A 17,626-nucleotide genomic window follows, 5' to 3' on the forward strand; every position below is an offset into this window, starting at 1 on the left:
GCGGGTCAGCCCTTCTGCTTCGCGCGGGATTCTTCGACGGCGGGATGGATGGTCCCGTCGTGGGCCTTGGCGGCGTCGTCGGCCTTGGAACCGGGGCGGCGCTTGGCGATCCAGCCCTCGGCGACGTGCTGCCTGCCCCGCGCGACGGCGAGGCCGCCGGCCGGGACGTCGTCGGTGATGGTGGATCCAGCGGCCACGAAACCGCCCGGGCCGATGTCCACGGGCGCCACCAGCACCGAGTTCGAGCCGACGAAGGCCGCCCTGCCGACGTGGGTGGTGGACTTGTTGACGCCGTCGTAGTTGGCGAAGATGGTGCCCGCCCCGATGTTGGCGCCCGCGTCGATGAACGCGTCCCCCACGTAGGCCAGGTGCGGCACCTTCGCGCCGCCCTCGATGACGGCGTTCTTGGTCTCCACGAAAGTGCCGATCTTGCCGCCCCTGCCCAGCTGGGTGCCAGGCCGCAGGTAGGCGAACGGACCGACGGTGGCGCCCTCACCCACGATCGCGAACGAGCCGTGCGTGCGGACCACCTCGGCACCCGCGCCCACCTCGACGTCCATGAGGCTGGTGTCCGGGCCGATGATGGCGCCCTCACCGATGGTGGTGGCGCCCTGGAGGATGGTGCCCGGCATCAGCAGCACGTCGGGCGCCAGGTCCACGTCCACGTCGATCCACGTGGAACCGGGATCAACGATGGTCACGCCCGCGAGCATCCAGGCGTCCAGGATCCGGCGGTTCATCTCATGGTTGACGCGGGCGAGCTGGACCCTGTCGTTGACGCCCTGGGTCTGCCAGACGTCGTCGATCATCAGGGAGCCGACGCGGTCCCCGCGCTCATGGGCGAGCCGCACGACGTCGGTCAGGTTGTGCCCGCCCAGTCCGGCGCGCAGCCCGCCCAGTCCGGCGCGCAGCGCGTCGGACTCGAAGACGTAGACCCCGGAGTTGATCTCGGAGATGGCGCGCTGCTGGTCGTCGGCGTCGTCCTCCTCGACGATCCCGACGATCCTGTCGCCCTCGCGCAGGATCCGGCCGTAACCGGTGGGCTCCTCCACGTCGGCGGTCAGGAGGGTGACCGCGTTGTGGTGGGCACGGTGGATGGCGACGAGCTTGCGCAGCGTGCTGCCGGTGAGCATCGGGACGTCGCCGTAGGTGACCACCACCTCACCCTGGACCTCCCCCAGGCTGTCGAGCCCGGCCGCGACCGCGTGGCCCGTGCCGAGCTGCTCGTCCTGGATGGCCGTCATCACCGTCGTGGAGAGGGTCTGCAGGTGCTCGGCAACCTGGTCACGCAGGTGTCCCACCACGACGACGAGCCGCTCCGGGTCGAGCGCGGAGGCGGCGGAGACGGCGTAGCTGAGCATCGTCTTGCCGGAGACCTCGTGCAGGAGGGTGGCCTTCTTGGACTTCATCCGGGTGCCGCCGCCTGCGGCGAGGACCACCACGGCCGAAACCGGGCTCAAATCATCGGTGTGATCTGTAGTCATCGAATCTCCAATGCTGCGGGCCGGAGGCTGTCCTCGCGAGCCTATCAGCCACGATCCCGGCAGCACGCAACGATGCCCGGCCGCAAGCCTGGCCGGGGCATCGTCACTGCCACTACTTGGAGGCGGCGCGGCGCTTGTTGATCAGGTCGAAGGCCACCGCGAACAGCAGCACCAGGCCCTTGACCACCTGTTGCGTCGGGGTGTCGACGCCGAGCAACTGCATGCCGTTGGTCATGACGGCCATGATCATGCCGCCGATGATCGCGCCGACGACGGTGCCGACGCCACCGGTCACCGCGGCGCCGCCGATGAAGCAGGCCGCGATCGCGTCCAGTTCGAACATGTTGCCGGCACCGGGCTGGGCACCGTTCGAGCGGGACGAGTAGACGACCCCGGCGATGCCCGTGAGCAGGCCCATGTGGACGTAGACGCTGAAGATGGTGCGCGAGACCTTCACACCGGACAGGCGGGCGGCGTTGATGTTGCCGCCGATGGCGTAGACGTGGCGCCCGTAGACGGTGTTCTTGGAGATGAAGGCGTAGATGATGATCAGGAACGCCATGATGATCAGCACGATCGGGAGGCCGCGGCTGTTGGCCAGCTGCCATGCGAAGAACATCACCACGACGGCGACGACGGCCAGCTTGACGATGAGCAGCCACATCGGGTCCACGGTCTGCTCGTACTTGATGCGGTTGGCTCGGGTCCGCATGGTGTTGACGATGTAGCCGACGACCGCCACGGCCCCGATGACGATCGTGAACACGTCGTAGCCGGGTCCGCCGAAGAGCCCGTTCAGGAAGCCCGTGGCGATCTGCTGGTACTCACCGCTCATGGGCGACAACGAGATGGAGCCCAGCACCATGTAGGTGGCCCCGCGGAACAGCAGCATGCCCGAGAGCGTGACTATGAAGCCCGGGATGCCCACGTAGGCCACCCAGAAGCCGTGCCAGGCTCCGATCACCAGACCGGTGAGGATGCCTGCGAGCACCGCCACCCACCAGGGCATCCCCATCTTGACCACCAGCGTGGCCGCGACGGCGCCGACGAGGGCGACGACCGACCCGACCGACAGGTCGATGTGGCCCACGACGATCACGAAGAGCATGCCGATGGCGAGGATGAGGATGTAGGAGTACTGGAGCACGATGTTGGTTACGTTGCCCGCGCTGAGCAGCATGCCACCGGTCCAGATCTGGAACAGCAGGACGATGGCAACCAGGGCGACGAAGATGCCGCTCTGCCGCATGCCGCCCGAGACCATCTGCTTGAAAGTAGCCATCAGGCAGCCTCCCTTTCCTTCGTCATGAGCCGCATGAGGCTCTCCTGGGTGGCCTCTTCCCTCGGAAGCTGCCCGGTGATCCGCCCGAAGGCGAGGGTGAAGATGCGGTCACAGATGCCGAGCAGCTCCGGCAGCTCCGAGGAGATGACCACGACGCCCTTGCCCTGGTCCGCCAACTCGTTGATGATCGTGTAGATCTCGTACTTGGCTCCGACGTCGATGCCGCGCGTCGGCTCGTCGAGGATCAGCACCTCGGGCTCGGTCATCATCCACTTGGACAGGGCGACCTTCTGCTGGTTCCCGCCCGAGAGGTTGCCCACGATGGTCATCACCGTGGGCGTCTTGATGCGCATGCTCTTGCGGAAGTGTTCTGCGCGCCTGATCTCCTCGTTGGCGTTGACCACGCCGTTCCTTGCGAGGCGGTGCAGCGAGGCCGCAGAGATGTTGCGGCGGACGTCGTCGATGAGGTTCAGCCCGAAGCGTTTGCGGTCCTCCGTGGCGTAGGCGATGCCCGCTTCGATGGCGTCGGCGGCGGAGCGCAATCGCAGCTCCTTGCCTCGCAGCCACAGCTTGCCGCTGGTCTTGTGCCCCCAGGACTCGCCGAAGACACTCATGGCGAGTTCGGTGCGGCCCGCGCCCATGAGGCCGGCGATCCCGACGATCTCGCCGGCCCGGACGTCGAAGCTGGCGTTGTCGATGGCCAGCCGTCCCGGGATGGTGGGGTGCATCACGGACCAGTCCTCGACGCGGAACAGTTCTTCCCCGATGCTCGGGGTGTGTTCCGGGTAGAGGTGCTGGAGGTCCCGGCCCACCATGCCGCGGATGATGCGGTTCTGGTTCATCTCCGGGCCCCTGGGAACCGTCTCGATCGTCAGGCCGTCGCGGATGATGGTGGTGGCGTCGGCGATGGAGATGATCTCGTTCAGCTTGTGGGAGATCATGATGGAGGTGATGCCCTGCTCCTTGAGCTGGCGCAGGAGTCCGAGCAGGTGGGCTGAGTCGGTGTCGTTCAGGGCCGCGGTGGGCTCGTCGAGGATGAGCAGCCGGACCTCCTTGGACAACGCCTTGGCGATCTCGACGAGTTGCTGCTTGCCGACGCCGATGTCCATGATGCGCGTGGTGGGGTTCTCGTCGAGCCCGACGCGGGCCAGCAGCCGGGCGGCCTCGGCGTTGGTCTTGTGCCAGTCGATACGGCCGCCCTGGACCACCTCGTTGCCGAGGAAGATGTTCTCGGCGATCGACAGCGTCGGCACCAGCGCCAGCTCCTGGTGGATGATGACGATTCCGACGGCCTCACTGTGGTTGATGTCGGCGAAGCGCCGCGCTTCACCGTCGAAGACGATCTCTCCGTCGTAGCTACCGTGGGGGTAGACCCCGGACAGCACCTTCATGAGCGTGGACTTGCCCGCTCCGTTCTCGCCGCAGATGGCGTGGATCTCCCCGCGTTCAACGGCGAGGTTGACGTTGGAGAGCGCCTTCACCCCGGGGAACTCCTTGGTGATGTCACGCATCTCGAGGATCACGTCGGCCATGGCGGCCACCTTTCGCAGGACTGGTCGGCGGGCACCCAGGGCGCCCGCCGACCGTGATGGATGACGGTCAGGCGACGCCCGAGTCGACCTGCTCCTGGGTCCAGTAGCCGGTGTCGATCAGTGCTTCCTTGACGTTGTCCTTGGTGACGGTGACGACGTCGAGCAGGTACGACGGGACGATCTTCACGCCGTTGTCGTAGGTCTCGGTGTCGTTTGCCTCGGGCTCCTTGCCCTCGAGCAGCGCGACGGCCGCCGCGACGGCCTGCTCGGCCAGGTCGCGGGTGTCCTTGAAGATCGTCGAGTACTGGACGTCGTCGTTGATGAGCTTGACCGAGGCGATCTCGGCGTCCTGGCCCGTCACGATCGGCATGTTCGGCGGCGCGTAGCCGGCGTTCTGCAGCGCCGTGATGATGCCGCGGGAGAGTCCGTCGTAGGCGGACAGCACGCCGTGGATCTCCGTGCCACCGCTGTAGTTGGCGGTAAGCAGGTCCTCCATGCGCTTCTGCGCCGTCTCCTGCTGCCAGCGCAGGATTGCGCAGCGCTCGATGTCCGTCTGACCCGAGGGGACCACGAGCTTGCCGGAGTCCATCATGGGCTGGATCACCGACATCGCGCCGTCGAAGAAGAAGTGCGCGTTGTTGTCGTCCAGGGAGCCCGCGAACAGCTCGACGTTGAACGGGCCGGCCTCGCTGGTCTCGGCACCACTCTCGTCTAGGAGGCCGAGGCCCGTGAGCAGGGAGCTGCCCTGTGCCACGCCGACCTTGAAGTTGTCGAAGGAGACGTAGAAGTCGACGTTCTCCGAGTCACGGATCAGGCGGTCGTAGGCGATGACCTTGATGCCGGCCGCGGCGGCGGCGTCCAGCTGGGGAGCCAGCGCGGTGCCGTCGATGGCGGCGATGATCAGGACCTTGGCACCCTGGGTGATCATCTGGTCGATCTGCTGGGACTGGGTGGGGATGTCGTCGTTGGCGAACTGGAGGTCGACCTCGAATCCGGCGTCCTCGAGCTGCTTCTTGACGGCGTCGCCGTCGGCTATCCAGCGCTCGGAGGTCTGGGTCGGCATCGCGACGCCGACCCGGCCACCCGCACCCGTGCTGCCCGTGGTCTCGCCGGCCGTGGTCGCCTCGCCGCTGGCGCTGGTCTCGCCGCCGGTGGGAGCGACGGTTGGGTTGTCGGTGCTGGCACCCTCGCCGCCGCAGGCGGAGAGCGCGGCGGTGGTGGCGGCCACGGCCGCCAGGCCGAGGAAGTGTCGTCGGTTCAGGTCCATCAGAATCTCCTGTGATCCAAGGATTCAGGCCAGCCCCCGTTGGCCGGTCTGGCGCCGCGTTGAACGCGGCGATGGCAGCAGTCTCCACCTCCGGCGGGCCCGCCACAACCGAATCCGGCCCAAGGACGGTATCAATTGGATAACAATGACGAAATGCCTAGCCAGACAAGCGTGAACGTTCTCATTGGAGCGGCCGGGAGAGACCCCGTCCGAGCTGCGGTACTGAAGTCTGAGAAAACCCCTTGACTTGGGCTGTGCCCCGACGGATTGTTTCCCCAGAGGGCTGCGGAAAGAGCTTGATTTCCGGGGGAGTCCTCTGTCTTCCATCCATCCAGAGGAGTTCGCATGAAGTTCCGCACCATTGCGACGGCCACGGCCGCCATGCTCATTCTCGGCCCCACCTCGTTGGCGAGCGCTGCACCGCCCACCACGACCCCGATCGACGGCCTTGTCGGTCCCCTGCACCTGGCGGTGACCGGCAAGACGGTTTCGGTCTCGGAGTCCTTCGCCGGGCAGATCACCACCGTCACGCGAGACGGCGCCGACGTCACCTACAGCAATCCCGGCTGGGACGTCGCCGGGTCCGAGTACCGCGGCAGCACACTGTTCTTCCTCGAGAGCGTGGGCGCCGGCCCCGACCCGAGGCCCATGGTCGGAGTGCTGAAGTCCATCGACGCCAAGGGCAACGTGACCACCATCACCGACGAGATCGCGGCCTACGAGATCGCGAACAACCCCGACGCGGACGTCCAGTACGGGCTCTCGCCGGCCGACGCCGCCGCCAACCCCGACTGCGTGGCCGAGATGACCGCCATCGGCTTCCCTGCCAGCTACACCGGCGCCGACGTCGAACCGGACTCCCACGCCTACGGCCTTGAGGTCGTCGGCAACACCGCCTACGTGGCCGACGCGGGCGCGAACGCAGTCCTGACCGTCAACCTGAAGACCGGCGAGATCGACACGCTGGCCGTCCTGCCCGCACGCGAGGCCGTGATCACCGAAGCAGCTGCAACCGCGTTCGGGATCCCGTCCTGCGAAGGCCTGACCTACGCCTTCGAGGCCGTGCCCACCGACATCGAGATCGGTCCCGACGGCTGGCTGTACGTCGCCTCCCTGCCCGGTGGCCCCGAGGACGACAGCCTGGGTGCCCGTGGAGCGGTGTACCGGATCGATCCCAACAGCGGTGACTTGGAACTCTACGTCGAGGGACTGCTCTCCCCCACCGGCATCGCGCTGGACGGATCGGGCAACCTCTACGTCGCGTCCATGTTCGGCGCCGGCATCCTGAAGGTCGCAAGCGGAAGCCTGGACGTCAGCGTCCTGGTGGAGGTGCCCCTGGCCGCCGACGTCGATGTGCAGGGCAACACGCTCTACTACACCTACGACGTGTTCGGCAACGGCACGCTCGACCTCACCCGGCTCTGAGGCAGGTCGTCTGAGTCGGAAGTGACCTGGAGCCGCAGGGGGCATCGCTCCCCCTGCGGCTCCAACTTGTTCAGGGGGTTCGAACTCACTGGTTGGGGGCGGGTGGTGCCGCGGGAACGCTGACCCGCGCCCGCAGGCCGCCGAGGTCGGAGCGCTCCAGCACGACGTCGCCGCCGTGCTCCCGAGCGATCTCGCGCGCGATCGCCAGGCCCAGACCGCTGCCCCCGGCCCCGCGCTCGCGTGCCTCGTCGAGGCGGACGAATCGCTCGAAGACGCGCTGCCGATCCTGGGGCGCGATGCCCGCGCCGTCGTCGTCGACGGCGACGCTCCCGTCGGCGACCCTCACCCGCACGAGCGTCCGGGCGTGCCGCGCGGCGTTCTCGACGAGGTTCCGCACGACCCGCTGGAACGCCGGCGCGTCCACCCAGCCCCTCCCCTCGCCCGCGACCTCGAAGGCGACCTCGGCCCGCACGGTTCCAACCACCTGCTCGACCAGGTCCCGCAGGTCATGCTCACCCCGCTGCGCCGGGGCCGCGCCGACGCGCGCCAGCAGCAGCAGGTCATCCACCAGTGCCTGCATCCGGAGCACCTCGGGTTCCAGGTCTGCGGCCAACTCGTCGCCTGCCCACGCATCGGGATGTGTTCGAGCCACCTCGACCGTGGCGCGCAGCGACGAGATCGGTGAGCGCAGCTCGTGGGCGGCGTCCTCCACGAACGCGCGCTGTCTGGCGGCGGCACGCTCCAGCCGGTCCAGCATCTCGTTCAGGGTGCGGGCAAGTGCCCCGAGTTCGTCGTCGGCCGACGGCACCGGCAGCGCGCCGGGACCGCCCTCGCGAGCCACGCGTTCGGCCGCCCGGCGGAGTTGCTCCACCGGCCGCAGCGCGCGGCCGAGTGCCAGCCAGATGACGACGGCCAGGGCGAGGGTCAGCGTCGGCACCACGCCCACCAGCGACAGCCGCAGGGCGCTCAGCACGCCCTCGACGTCGCGCAACGGGAGCGCCACCACCACCCTGACCGGATCGCCGCGCCAGGTCGCGTCCATCGCCACCACGCGGGCGCGCTCGTCGTAGGCGGTGCCCAAGGTCGCGCGGCCCGCGCCCAACCGGCCCAGTTCCGCCGGTGTCAGGAGCGGGAGCGTCCGGCTCGCGCTGGCGGAGCTCGCCACGACGAGGCCAGCGGCGTCGAGCACCTGCACGATCTCCCCCGGTTCGGTGACGGGCAGCGGCTCGGGGAGGCGGTCCTCGGCGGCCAGCCGCGCCACCGTCTCCGCCCGTGCCCTGGCCACCTCGTCGAGCGCCGCCACCCGGCTGGCCGAGACCACTGCGGACAACGCCACCGCACCCAGCGCGAGCCCGACCGCCAGCAGCCCGGCTGTGACGACGGTGAGCCGCAGCCGCAGCGAAAGCCCGCCCCACCGTCGGCCCGGGCCGTTCATCCCAGGACTCGGTAGCCGGCTCCGCGCACGGTCGCGACGGTGTCGCGCCCGAGTTTGCGCCGCAGGTATCCGACGTAGACCTCCACGACGTTGGCGTCCTCGCCGGTGCCGTCCCAGACGTGGTCGAGCAGTTCCAGCTTGCCCACCACCCGGTCCGCGTGGCGCATCAGGTACTCCAGGAGGGCAAGTTCCCGCGCGGTCAGGTCCACTAGGACGCCGTCGCGGGTCACCGTGCGGGCCGACGGGTCGAGCTCCAGCGTGCCGACGGCCAGGATGGCGGGCCGGGCCTCGGCGGGCCGCCGGACCAGGGCCCGCAGCCGGGCCACCAGCACCACGAACGAGAAGGGCTTGGTCAGGTAGTCGTCGGCGCCCAGGTCAAGGGCGTCGGCGACGTCGTACTCGCCGTCCTTGGCGCTGAGCATCAGCACCGGGGTCCACACCTTCCGTTCCCGGAGTGCTGCCACCACGTCGTAGCCGTTGCGCCTGGGCAACATGACGTCGAGGATGATGGCGTCGAAGTCCCCGTAGGTGGCCAGCTCCAGCCCCGTCTCGCCGTCGTGGGCGGTGTCGACGGCGAACCCCTCGGCCGCCAGGCCGCGCTGGAGCGTCCGCGTGAGGCCACGCTCGTCGTCGACCACCAGTACCCGCACGCCACCCATCATGCCAGCGCAGCGGGCGGGCGGCCGGGGCTCTCAGCGTCCTCTCAGCGAGCCGGGTCTAGCGTGGTGACCATGACCAGCACCGACGCCGCACCCCGCCGTCTCCTCCGCACGCCCTGGGCCGCTCCGATCGCTGTGGTGAGCGCCGTCGCCATCGGCCTGGTGGCGCAGCCCCTGCTCGCCTCCGGCGAGTCCGGCGACCTGCCGGACCTCTCGGCCGAGGAATTGGTCGCGCGGGTGCTGGAGGCCGAACCTCAGGCAATGTCCGGGACCGTCGTGCACACCGCGAGGCTCGGGCTTCCCGACCTGCTGTTCACAGAGGCGTCCGGTGCCGACCCGATCTCGCTGCTGGGCGGCAGCTCCACCATCCGGCTGTGGACCGACGGCGCCGAGCGCTCCCGCGTGGCGCTGCTCGGGACGATGTCGGAATGGTCCGTCGTGGCCAACGGCCCCGAGGTCTGGACCTACTCCAGCTCCGACGACGAGGTGGTCCACTACACCCTGAGCGCCGCGGACCGTGAGCGGCTCGAGGCGATGGGTGAGCGGGCCCGCGAGGAGGCGCTCGCCCGGAAGGCCGAGCTCCCCACCCCGCAGGAGGCGGCCGCTGACATCCTGGAGAAGGTGGAGGAATCCTCGACCGTCGTCGTCGACACCCACACCACGGTCGCCGGGCGCGACGCCTACCAACTGGTGGTGACGCCCGAGACCGACGGCACCCTCGTCGACCATGTGGTGCTGGCCGTCGACGGCGAGACCATGACGCCGCTGCGGGTGCAGACGTGGAGCACGCTGGACCAGAGCGCTCCCGCCCTCGAGGTGTCCTTCACCGACGTCGACTTCAGCGCCCCCAGTGAGTCGGTGTTCGAGTTCTCCGCTCCTGCCGGCGCAACCCAGCGCGACGTCGTCGTGCCGCTGCCCGACCAGGACGCGACGATGCCCGACCCCGGCAAGGCGCACCCGACGCCCAAGGTCACCGGCTCCGGCTGGGAGACCGTCGTCGAGTTCGCCGACCTGGACGTCGCAAAGCTCCTTGCGGGCGACCCGGGCGCGGTCTCCGGAATGCCGGAGGACTTCACCGGCTCCGAGGAGGCGGGCGACCTGGTGAAGGAGTTCAAGCCCGACCACTCCGACGGGATGGGGCTGGATGCGGGCGCTCTGTACGAGCAGCTGACCACCGAGGTGCCCGAGGGGCGCCTGCTGAGTTCGGCCCTGCTGAGCATCCTGGTGACCGACGACGGGCGGGTCCTGGTGGGCGCGGTGCCTCCCCTGACGCTGCGCTCGATGGCGTGAGCGCCCCTGCAATCCGAACCGAGGGGCTGACGAAGCGGTTCCGTTCAGGTCAGGTCGCGGTGGACGGGCTCGACCTTGAGGTGCCCCGCGGCGCCGTCTACGGGTTCCTCGGCCCGAACGGCTCGGGCAAGACGACGACCATCCGGATGCTGCTCGGGCTCGTGCGCCCCACGGCCGGTTCCGCCTGGCTGCTTGAGCAGCCGATGCCCGGTCAGGGCGGGACGGTCCTGCCCAAGGTGGGTGCGCTGGTCGAGGGGCCGGCGTTCCAGCCGTACCTGCGGGGGCAGGCCAACCTCGCCCGCCTCGACGCGTGCGACGCCACCGCTGACCCGGCCACCTCGCGGGAACGGATCGGGACGGCCCTGGAGCGCGTGGGCCTGACCGCGGCCGCCGCCAAGCCGTACCGGCAGTACTCGCTCGGCATGAAGCAGCGACTCGGGCTGGCCGCCGCGCTGCTGCGGCCCCGGGAGTTGCTCGTCCTCGACGAGCCCACCAACGGCCTGGACCCGCAGGGGACGCGGGAGGTCCGGCACCTGATCCGGGAGCTGTCTGCCGAGGGCACCACCGTGCTGGTCTCGTCCCACCTGCTGGCCGAGATCGAGCAGGTCTGCTCGCACATCGGGATCATGGGGCAGGGCCGGTTGCTCGCCCAGGGCGAGCGCAGCTCCCTGGCGGCCGCCGACGAAGCCACCCTCGTCGTCACCACCAGCCCCGATCACCTCACCGCCGCCGCCGAGGTACTGACCTCGCTCGGGCTGACCGACGTGCACGCCGAGGGCGCGCAGCTGCAGGCTGCGCTGGGCGCCCGGCCGCCGGAAGAGGTCTCGGCCGCGCTCGTGCACGCCGGGGTCGCCCTGCTGGGGCTGGAGGTCCGCCGTCGGAGCCTGGAGCAGTTGTTCGTGGAACTGACCGGTGAGGGCTTCGATGTCGCACGCTAGGGGATCCTTCGGCCGGTTGCTGCGCAGCGAACTGAGGCTGCTGTTCGGGCGACGCCGCACGCTCGCACTGCTGGCGGGCCTCGGCGCGGTCCCGCTGCTGCTTGCGGTGGTGCTGTTCATCGCGCGGGGCTCGGGCCTGGAGGGCCAGGGTCCCGGCTTCATCGGGAGGGTCACGGGCAACGGCCTGTTCCTGGTGGTGGCGGCGCTGTTCATGTGCCTGCCGTTCCTGCTGCCGCTCACCATCGGCATCACAGCGGGCGATTCGATCGCGGGCGAGGCCCAGGCCGGGACCCTCCGTTACCTGCTCACGCTTCCCGTCGCGCGGACGCGACTGCTGCTGGCCAAGGCGTTGGTCGCACTCGCGTTCGCGTTGGTGGCCGTGCTCGTAATCGCCGCCATGGCCCTGGCCGCCGGTGGGGCTTTCTTCGGATTCGGTGACCTGACGCTGCTGTCCGGGGCCACCGTCGGGCTGGGCGAGGCTGTCGGCCGGATGCTGGGGGTGGCGGGCTACGTCGCCCTCTCGCTCACCGGCTTGGTCGCCGTCGGGGTGTTCTTCTCGACGCTGACCGAGGTGCCCGTCGGGGCCATGGCCGCGACGACGGTGGTGTCGGTGGTCTCCACCGTGCTGGACTCACTACCCCAGCTGGCCGTGATCCACCCGTACCTGCTGACCCATCACTGGTTCGACTTCGCCGAGTTCCTCCGGATCGAGGTGGACTGGAACGTGCTGGGCGCCGGTCTGGCGGTCCAGCTGGGCTGGGTCGCGGTGTTCGCCTCCCTGGCGTGGGCCCGGTTCACGACGGCTGACGTGACGTCGTGAACCGGCCCACCCGATTGGCGTTCGGTCAGGGGACGCGAGCGCCGTCGACGGTCAGCGTCCAGTTCTCGTCGAAGAAGTCGGCGGGATCGATGGTGCCCCGCTCGACCGCCCAGTCGATGAGCAGCTGACGGATCTCCTGCATCTCGTTGTAGACGACGGGCGCGGTCGAGATGTGGGGGAAGTTGCCGCCACCGCTGCGGCGGTAGTTGTTGACGGCCACGACGAACTGGTCGTCGGCAGCCACGGCGGTGCCGTCGGCGTGGGTGAGGTTCTCGATCCGTGACCCAACCGGCTGGCTGAGGTCGATCTCGTAGTCCACGCCGGCGATGATGTCGTAGTTGTAGTCCCAGACCTGCTGGCCCTGGTGGACCACCGAGGTGTCGGTTTCCGGGTCGAAGGTCTCCCCCGGCGCGACGGTGCCGAAGTACTTGGCGGAGTACTCCAGGAAGTCCTTGACCTGGGAGCCGGTGAGGACAACGGCCTCCAGCGTGTTGTCGTAGATGTAGAGGCCCGCCATGTCGCGGATGGTGACGTCACCCTCGGGGAAGACGGCCGTCCGGCTGAACGGTGCCGCGATGGAGAGCACGGGCAGGTCGGCGTACTGCCCACCTGCCGTCGCCTCCTCCACGGTCTGGGTCTGGACCATCTGGATGTAGTCGATGATCGCGGTGTCGCGGTAGCGGGACTCCGTCGCGGGCAGTTCGGTGACGGACTGGGCGATAACGGTGTTGACGTAGTCGATGGTCGTCTCGTGGGCCGGGTCGGTGGCTGCGACGACGGCCGGGTCCTCGGCCACCGTGCTGGTCAGGATCGCTTCGGCGTTCGCGCCGGTGACGTCCCACTTGCCGCGGACCCTCTGCAGGTCGATGGTGACGTCGGAGACGCTCTGGCCCCAGTACATGGGCTGGGTCAGCAGCACCTCTTCCCCGGTCACCTCGTTCGTGATGAACCGTTCGGCGGCATCGGTGCGGTGGGTGTGGCCGATCACCATGACGTCGATGCCGGGCACCTGCTCGGCGATCTGGTCCGAGGGGTTCTCCTCGCCGAGGCCGGTGGAGGTGTCGTAGCTGGACAACCCGATGCCGGCATGGCTCAGCACCACCACGACGTCGGCGCCGGCCGCCTTGACCTGAGGCACCCACTTGCGCGCCGAGGTGACCATGTCCTCGATGGTGACCTTGCCCTCGAGGTGCCCCTTGTTCCAGATCATCGAGCCGGGGGTGGTGAGGCCGAGGATGCCCACCTTGACCGGCTTGTTGCCGAGCTTCTTGGTGACGACGGTGTACGGCTGGAGCAGCGGCTCGCCCGTGGCGGTGTCGATGACGTTGGCGGCCAGCACCGGGAAGTCGGCGTCGTCGACGTAGGCGTCGAGGAGGTCCAGTCCGTAGTCGAACTCGTGGTTGCCGGGCGCTTGGGCGTCGTAGCCGATGGCGTTGTAACCGGTGGCCATCGGGTGCTCGGCGCCGGTCTGGGTGACCGGCTGCTGCTTGGCGTAGTAGGTGGTCAGGGGCGTGCCCTGCAGGAAGTCGCCGTTGTCCACGACGATGACACTCTCGGCGCCACGTTCGCCGCGGACGCCGTCGACGACGCTGCTCACCGCACTCAGCCCGACCGTGTTGCCGAACCGGTCGGAGTACGGAGCGTCCTTGAAGTAGTCCCAGTTCTGGAGCCGGCCGTGCAGGTCGGTGGTGGCGAGCAGGGTCAGCTGGGTGCGCTGCTCACTGCGTTCATGGGGCGTGGCGGCGGCGGGCATGGCCGGCGCCAGCAGGCTCGTCCCGAGCAGCAGCGACGTGGCCAACGCTACGGTCCTGCGATTGGAGTTTGTGCGCACAAGTCCTCCTGTGGATGCGGTTGTGCGCAGAACCTACCGGCGCGGGGTGTCAGGAAGGTGGCCGGAAGGTTAACCGTCGGCGACATCAGCTGCGGCTGTGAGGGCGCTGGGAATCCAGTACCGAAACTCGGCGTGTCGTGGACGGTCCCCCGCCATGACACGCCGGGTTGGCGTCCTGGAATCTCACGGTCCTCGAGAGGCCAACGCCGCCGGCACCAGACCCTGTCGAGACGGGTCAGCGAGGCGTAACGTTGTGACATGAGACGCGCAGCAGCCGCGACGGCCGCGGTGGCACTGCTGCTCGCCGGTTGCGCCGAGGGGCCGACCTCCCCTCCGGACGAGCCGACAAGCTCCACTCCCATCCACGCCGCCACAACATCGCCATCGCCTACGTCAGCGACGCCGGACACTCCCGGGGAACCGTCCGAGGCCTCGACTTCAGCCACTGGATCCCCGACGACCTCCCCACCGGTGTCCCCTGCGACGTCGCCGTCGGAGCAGGTCACCTCCTCCCCCACCCGGCAGGAGTCCGACGACCCGGGTTCAGTCCACCCGTGGCTCACCCAGCGCTCGGAGCAGGAGCCGCGTCAGACCATCCCGGGGGACTGGCAGGAGATCACGGGCGTGCGCACCGGCCTGCACGAGGGCTATGACCGTGTGGTGCTGGAGCTCTCGGGTGATGAACCGCTGCTGGGTTGGTTCGCGAATCTCACCACGGAGGCGGTCGCGGACCCGTCCGGATTGCCGCTCGACGTGGAAGGGGATGCGTTCCTGGACCTGGGGATCTGGGCGATCGACTGGACCACCGAACACGCCGAGCGCTACTCGGGTGAGACCGTCGAGGACGACGCACTGGAGACGGTCACCCAGGTGGTCTTCGGAGGGCTGTTCGAGGCCCAGCAGCAGGTGGTGATCGGCTTGGAGGAGAGGACGGCGTACCGGATCTTCACCCTTGCCGACCCCGCCCGGATGGTAATCGACATCCGTCACGACTGATCGGCGTGGCAGAGTGGGCGGATGGCACTGCCCCAACTGCCGCATCCGCACCTGATCGTGCTGCGCAGCGTCGCCACCGTCGTGCTGAGCTGCCTGATCGGCCAGGCCGGCTGGGCGGCCGCCTTCCTGGGCGGCGAGAACGCCTACCGGGTCCACCATGAGGTCGGCGCGTGGGTCACCTTGGCGGCCACCATCATCGGCGCCGTCGTCTACGTGATTCTGCGGCGATCCGCCGGGACCGTGAACGTCGTCCTCGCATTGGTACTCGCCGTCGCCGTGGTGCTCCAGTACGCGCTGGGCGAGGCGGACGCCACGGCGCTCCACATCTTCTCGGGCGTGCTGATCGTGATGCTGGGCACTGCGCTGACCTCCTGGACCTACCGGCATCGCATGCCGACGGGGGGCTCTCCCAGTCCTTCTTGACCGGCCTGAGCGTGCGAGGCGCACGTCGGTGGAATAATGGGACACAGGCGTGCTCGTACCGCCCCTCCGACGTGGCCTGGCCGCGTCGGAGGGCCGCCGGGCCACAGGACAGCGTCCGCCGTTGGTACTCGGTGGGGAGAAGGATGTCCTCTGGGGAGCGGATCCAGCAGCAGCGCCGGTACCTGATGTGCCGGCCGGAGTACTTCACGGTTACCTACGAGATCAATCCCTGGATGCATCGGGCCTGTCCCACCGACACCGCCAAGGCGGTGCGGCAGTGGCAAGCGCTCCACGACACGTATGTGGCACTGGGTCACCAGGTCGAACTCATCGACCCGATCCCGGGCCTCAACGACATGGTCTACACCGCCAACAGCGGACTCGTCATCGGCGGCGTGGCCCTGGGCTCGAGGTTCAGCGTCCATGAACGGCGGGGTGAGGAACAGCCCTTCCGGGAGTGGTTCGCGACCCACGGGTTCGACGTCGTGGAGCCGGTCGCCGTCCAGGAGGGCGAGGGTGACCTCCTGCTGGTGGGCGATACGATCCTCGCCGGCCATGGTTTCCGGTCCGAGCCGGACAGCCACGCCGAGGTCGCGGACACCTTCGGTCTTGAGGTCGTCTCGCTGCGGCTGGTCGATCCCACGTACTACCACCTCGACACCGCCATCTGCGTCCTCGACCCGGTCCAGGGCGCGGGCGGGGTCGAGCGCGCGAACATCGCCTACCTCCCGTCGGCCTTCGACGAGCGCGGCCAGTCCGAACTGCTCGAGCGGTTCCCCGACGCGATCCGCGTGCCCGCCGCCGACCCGGCGAGCCTTGAGCTGAACGCGGTGAGCGACGGCCGAAACGTCGTCCTGTCGCCGCCAGTCACCAGCTTCGACGCCGAGCTGCGTGAGCGCGGCTACCACCCGATCCACGTCGACGTCTCCGAGCTCCACCTCGGCGGCGGCGGAATCAAGTGCTGCACGCTGGAACTGCGAGGAGGCAGACCATGAGCACGACCACCCACCCCGACACCTCGACCTCGCGCCTCATCCACGAGGAGGGCGAGCACCTGGTGCACAACTACGACCCCCTGCCGGTGGTCGTGTCGACCGCCGAGGACGTGTGGGTGACCGACGTCGAGGGCCGGCGCTACCTCGACCTGCTGTCCTCCTACTCGGCCCTGAACTTCGGGCACCGCCACCCCGAACTGGTCAAGGCAGCCGTGGACCAGATCGGACGGCTCACCCTGACCAGCCGCGCGTTCCACAACGACCGGCTCGGCGCCTTCGCCGCCGCCCTTGCCGAGCTCTGCGGCAAGGACCTCGTCCTGCCCATGAACACCGGCGCCGAGGCCGTCGAGACCGGCATCAAGGCCGCGCGCGCCTGGGCGTACCGGGTCAAGGGGGTGCCTGCCGACGCCGCGGAGATCATCGTCGTCTCGGGCAACTTCCACGGCCGCACCACCACCATCGTCGGGTTCAGCGACGACCCGGCCACCAGGGACGGGTTCGGACCGTTCACGCCGGGCTTCGTCATGGTGCCGTACCAGGACGCCGCCGCAATGGCGGCCGCCATCAACGACAACACCGCCGCGGTTCTCATCGAACCCATCCAGGGTGAGGCCGGAGTCATCATCCCGCCGCCGGGCTACCTGCGGACCGTCCGTGAGCTGTGCACGCAGCGCAACGTGCTCCTGATCGCCGACGAGATCCAGTCCGGTCTAGGCCGCGTCGGCACGACGTTCGCATGCGACCGTGAGGGGGTCGTCCCCGACCTCTACCTGCTTGGCAAGGCGCTTGGCGGCGGCATCCTGCCGGTGTCGGCCGTCGTCGGCGACCGCGAGGTCCTCGGGGTGTTCCATCCCGGTGAGCATGGGTCGACATTCGGCGGCAATCCCGTCGCCGCTGCCGTCGGGCTGCGGGTGGTGGAGCTATTGCGCACCGGAGAGTTCCAGGAACGTGCCACGACCCTGGGCCGCCACCTGGGGAACCTGCTCGACGAACTGCTGGGCCACGGGCTGACCGAGGTGCGCGTGGCTGGCCTCTGGGCCGGCGTCGACGTCGAACCTTCGCTCGGCACCGGACGCGACGTGGCCCAAAGACTGTTGGCCCGCGGCGTGCTGGTGAAGGACACCCACGGCCAGACAATCCGGATTGCGCCACCACTGACAATCGAGGCACCAGATCTCGATTGGGCGGTCGACCAGCTGAGGCTCGTACTGCAGGAGAGTTGACCCCGGTCATGACCGCCGACCGGTAT

The 17,626-nt window shown here is 69.0% G+C and carries 15 protein-coding genes; 8 read left to right on the forward strand and 7 right to left on the reverse strand.

Annotation, left to right across the window (positions count from 1 at the left end; all coding sequences use genetic code 11):
• Positions 1-5: 5 nt before the first annotated feature.
• The 4 genes from glmU to chvE form a co-directional block, all read right to left on the reverse strand.
• The gene (gene glmU / locus LKO27_RS09300; RefSeq protein ID WP_227737114.1) at positions 6-1,484 is read right to left on the reverse strand and encodes a bifunctional UDP-N-acetylglucosamine diphosphorylase/glucosamine-1-phosphate N-acetyltransferase GlmU; all 1,479 of its coding nucleotides are present in this window, start codon (positions 1,482-1,484) and stop codon (positions 6-8) included.
• Between the two features lie 112 nt (positions 1,485-1,596).
• Positions 1,597-2,766, reverse strand: coding sequence for a multiple monosaccharide ABC transporter permease (gene mmsB / locus LKO27_RS09305; RefSeq protein ID WP_227737115.1), 1,170 nt, complete (start codon positions 2,764-2,766; stop codon positions 1,597-1,599).
• Entirely contained in the window at positions 2,766-4,298 is a 1,533-nt protein-coding gene (gene mmsA / locus LKO27_RS09310) for a multiple monosaccharide ABC transporter ATP-binding protein (protein ID WP_227737116.1), read from the reverse strand. Before mmsA ends, mmsB begins: the two co-directional genes overlap by 1 nt.
• 67 nt (positions 4,299-4,365) lie before the next feature.
• Complete coding sequence (chvE, locus tag LKO27_RS09315) at positions 4,366-5,565, reverse strand: multiple monosaccharide ABC transporter substrate-binding protein (protein WP_227737117.1); 1,200 nt, start codon at positions 5,563-5,565, stop codon at positions 4,366-4,368.
• Positions 5,566-5,910: 345 nt separating this feature from the next.
• On the opposite strand from chvE, the gene LKO27_RS09320 reads away from it, so the two are divergent.
• Complete coding sequence (locus tag LKO27_RS09320; RefSeq protein ID WP_227737118.1) at positions 5,911-6,990, forward strand: ScyD/ScyE family protein; 1,080 nt, start codon at positions 5,911-5,913, stop codon at positions 6,988-6,990.
• 85 nt (positions 6,991-7,075) lie between these two features.
• On the opposite strand, the gene LKO27_RS09325 is transcribed toward LKO27_RS09320, so the two are convergent.
• Positions 7,076-8,425: an ATP-binding protein gene (locus tag LKO27_RS09325; RefSeq protein ID WP_227737119.1), complete on the reverse strand. Its 1,350-nt coding sequence runs from the start codon at positions 8,423-8,425 to the stop codon at positions 7,076-7,078.
• Positions 8,422-9,084, reverse strand: a complete 663-nt coding sequence (locus LKO27_RS09330) for a response regulator transcription factor (protein ID WP_227737269.1) — start codon at positions 9,082-9,084, stop codon at positions 8,422-8,424. Before LKO27_RS09330 ends, LKO27_RS09325 begins: the two co-directional genes overlap by 4 nt.
• Before the next feature lie 72 nt (positions 9,085-9,156).
• Here LKO27_RS09330 and LKO27_RS09335 point away from each other — a divergent pair, with 72 nt between their 5' ends.
• The 3 genes from LKO27_RS09335 to LKO27_RS09345 are packed head-to-tail and all read left to right on the forward strand — an operon-like array spanning position 9,157 to position 12,132.
• Positions 9,157-10,374 carry a hypothetical protein gene (locus LKO27_RS09335; RefSeq protein ID WP_227737120.1) on the forward strand — a complete coding sequence of 406 codons (1,218 nt, stop codon included), beginning with the start codon at positions 9,157-9,159 and terminating at the stop codon, positions 10,372-10,374.
• On the forward strand, positions 10,371-11,312 hold the full coding sequence (locus LKO27_RS09340; protein WP_227737121.1) for an ABC transporter ATP-binding protein: 942 nt from the start codon (positions 10,371-10,373) through the stop codon (positions 11,310-11,312). Before LKO27_RS09335 ends, LKO27_RS09340 begins: the two co-directional genes overlap by 4 nt.
• Positions 11,299-12,132 (forward strand): ABC transporter permease, encoded by an 834-nt coding sequence (locus LKO27_RS09345; RefSeq protein ID WP_227737122.1) that lies wholly within the window; start codon positions 11,299-11,301, stop codon positions 12,130-12,132. Before LKO27_RS09340 ends, LKO27_RS09345 begins: the two co-directional genes overlap by 14 nt.
• A 25-nt stretch (positions 12,133-12,157) precedes the next feature.
• On the opposite strand, the gene LKO27_RS09350 is transcribed toward LKO27_RS09345, so the two are convergent.
• Positions 12,158-13,930 (reverse strand): bifunctional UDP-sugar hydrolase/5'-nucleotidase, encoded by a 1,773-nt coding sequence (locus LKO27_RS09350; protein ID WP_227737123.1) that lies wholly within the window; start codon positions 13,928-13,930, stop codon positions 12,158-12,160.
• Positions 13,931-14,221: 291 nt separating this feature from the next.
• Here LKO27_RS09350 and LKO27_RS09355 point away from each other — a divergent pair, with 291 nt between their 5' ends.
• From LKO27_RS09355 to rocD, 4 genes are all read left to right on the forward strand, one after another.
• Positions 14,222-14,959, forward strand: coding sequence for a hypothetical protein (locus LKO27_RS09355; protein ID WP_227737124.1), 738 nt, complete (start codon positions 14,222-14,224; stop codon positions 14,957-14,959).
• A 21-nt stretch (positions 14,960-14,980) separates the two neighbouring features.
• On the forward strand, positions 14,981-15,382 hold the full coding sequence (locus LKO27_RS09360; protein ID WP_227737125.1) for a hypothetical protein: 402 nt from the start codon (positions 14,981-14,983) through the stop codon (positions 15,380-15,382).
• 143 nt (positions 15,383-15,525) lie between these two features.
• Positions 15,526-16,377 carry a dimethylargininase gene (gene ddaH / locus LKO27_RS09365; RefSeq protein WP_227737126.1) on the forward strand — a complete coding sequence of 284 codons (852 nt, stop codon included), beginning with the start codon at positions 15,526-15,528 and terminating at the stop codon, positions 16,375-16,377.
• Positions 16,374-17,600: an ornithine--oxo-acid transaminase gene (gene rocD, locus LKO27_RS09370; RefSeq protein WP_227737127.1), complete on the forward strand. Its 1,227-nt coding sequence runs from the start codon at positions 16,374-16,376 to the stop codon at positions 17,598-17,600. The genes ddaH and rocD overlap by 4 nt, the downstream gene beginning before the upstream one ends.
• The last annotated feature ends 26 nt before the right edge of the window (positions 17,601-17,626 follow it).

The sequence above is a fragment of the Tessaracoccus sp. OS52 genome, assembly GCF_020687685.1.
In the GTDB taxonomy this organism is placed as follows: domain Bacteria; phylum Actinomycetota; class Actinomycetes; order Propionibacteriales; family Propionibacteriaceae; genus Arachnia.

Excerpts from the sequence above, each read along its gene's own strand:
- LKO27_RS09345 (WP_227737122.1), top strand. The coding sequence starts at position 11,299 with ATGTCGCACGCTAGGGGATCCTTCGGCCGGTTGCTGCGCAGCGAACTG.
- mmsB (WP_227737115.1), bottom strand. The coding sequence starts at position 2,766 with ATGGCTACTTTCAAGCAGATGGTCTCGGGCGGCATGCGGCAGAGCGGC.
- LKO27_RS09320 (WP_227737118.1), top strand. The coding sequence starts at position 5,911 with ATGAAGTTCCGCACCATTGCGACGGCCACGGCCGCCATGCTCATTCTC.
- LKO27_RS09360 (WP_227737125.1), top strand. The coding sequence starts at position 14,981 with ATGGCACTGCCCCAACTGCCGCATCCGCACCTGATCGTGCTGCGCAGC.
- LKO27_RS09325 (WP_227737119.1), bottom strand. The coding sequence starts at position 8,425 with ATGAACGGCCCGGGCCGACGGTGGGGCGGGCTTTCGCTGCGGCTGCGG.
- mmsA (WP_227737116.1), bottom strand. The coding sequence starts at position 4,298 with ATGGCCGACGTGATCCTCGAGATGCGTGACATCACCAAGGAGTTCCCC.
- rocD (WP_227737127.1), top strand. The coding sequence starts at position 16,374 with ATGAGCACGACCACCCACCCCGACACCTCGACCTCGCGCCTCATCCAC.
- LKO27_RS09355 (WP_227737124.1), top strand. The coding sequence starts at position 14,222 with ATGAGACGCGCAGCAGCCGCGACGGCCGCGGTGGCACTGCTGCTCGCC.
- glmU (WP_227737114.1), bottom strand. The coding sequence starts at position 1,484 with ATGACTACAGATCACACCGATGATTTGAGCCCGGTTTCGGCCGTGGTG.
- ddaH (WP_227737126.1), top strand. The coding sequence starts at position 15,526 with ATGTCCTCTGGGGAGCGGATCCAGCAGCAGCGCCGGTACCTGATGTGC.
- chvE (WP_227737117.1), bottom strand. The coding sequence starts at position 5,565 with ATGGACCTGAACCGACGACACTTCCTCGGCCTGGCGGCCGTGGCCGCC.
- LKO27_RS09330 (WP_227737269.1), bottom strand. The coding sequence starts at position 9,084 with ATGGGTGGCGTGCGGGTACTGGTGGTCGACGACGAGCGTGGCCTCACG.
- LKO27_RS09335 (WP_227737120.1), top strand. The coding sequence starts at position 9,157 with ATGACCAGCACCGACGCCGCACCCCGCCGTCTCCTCCGCACGCCCTGG.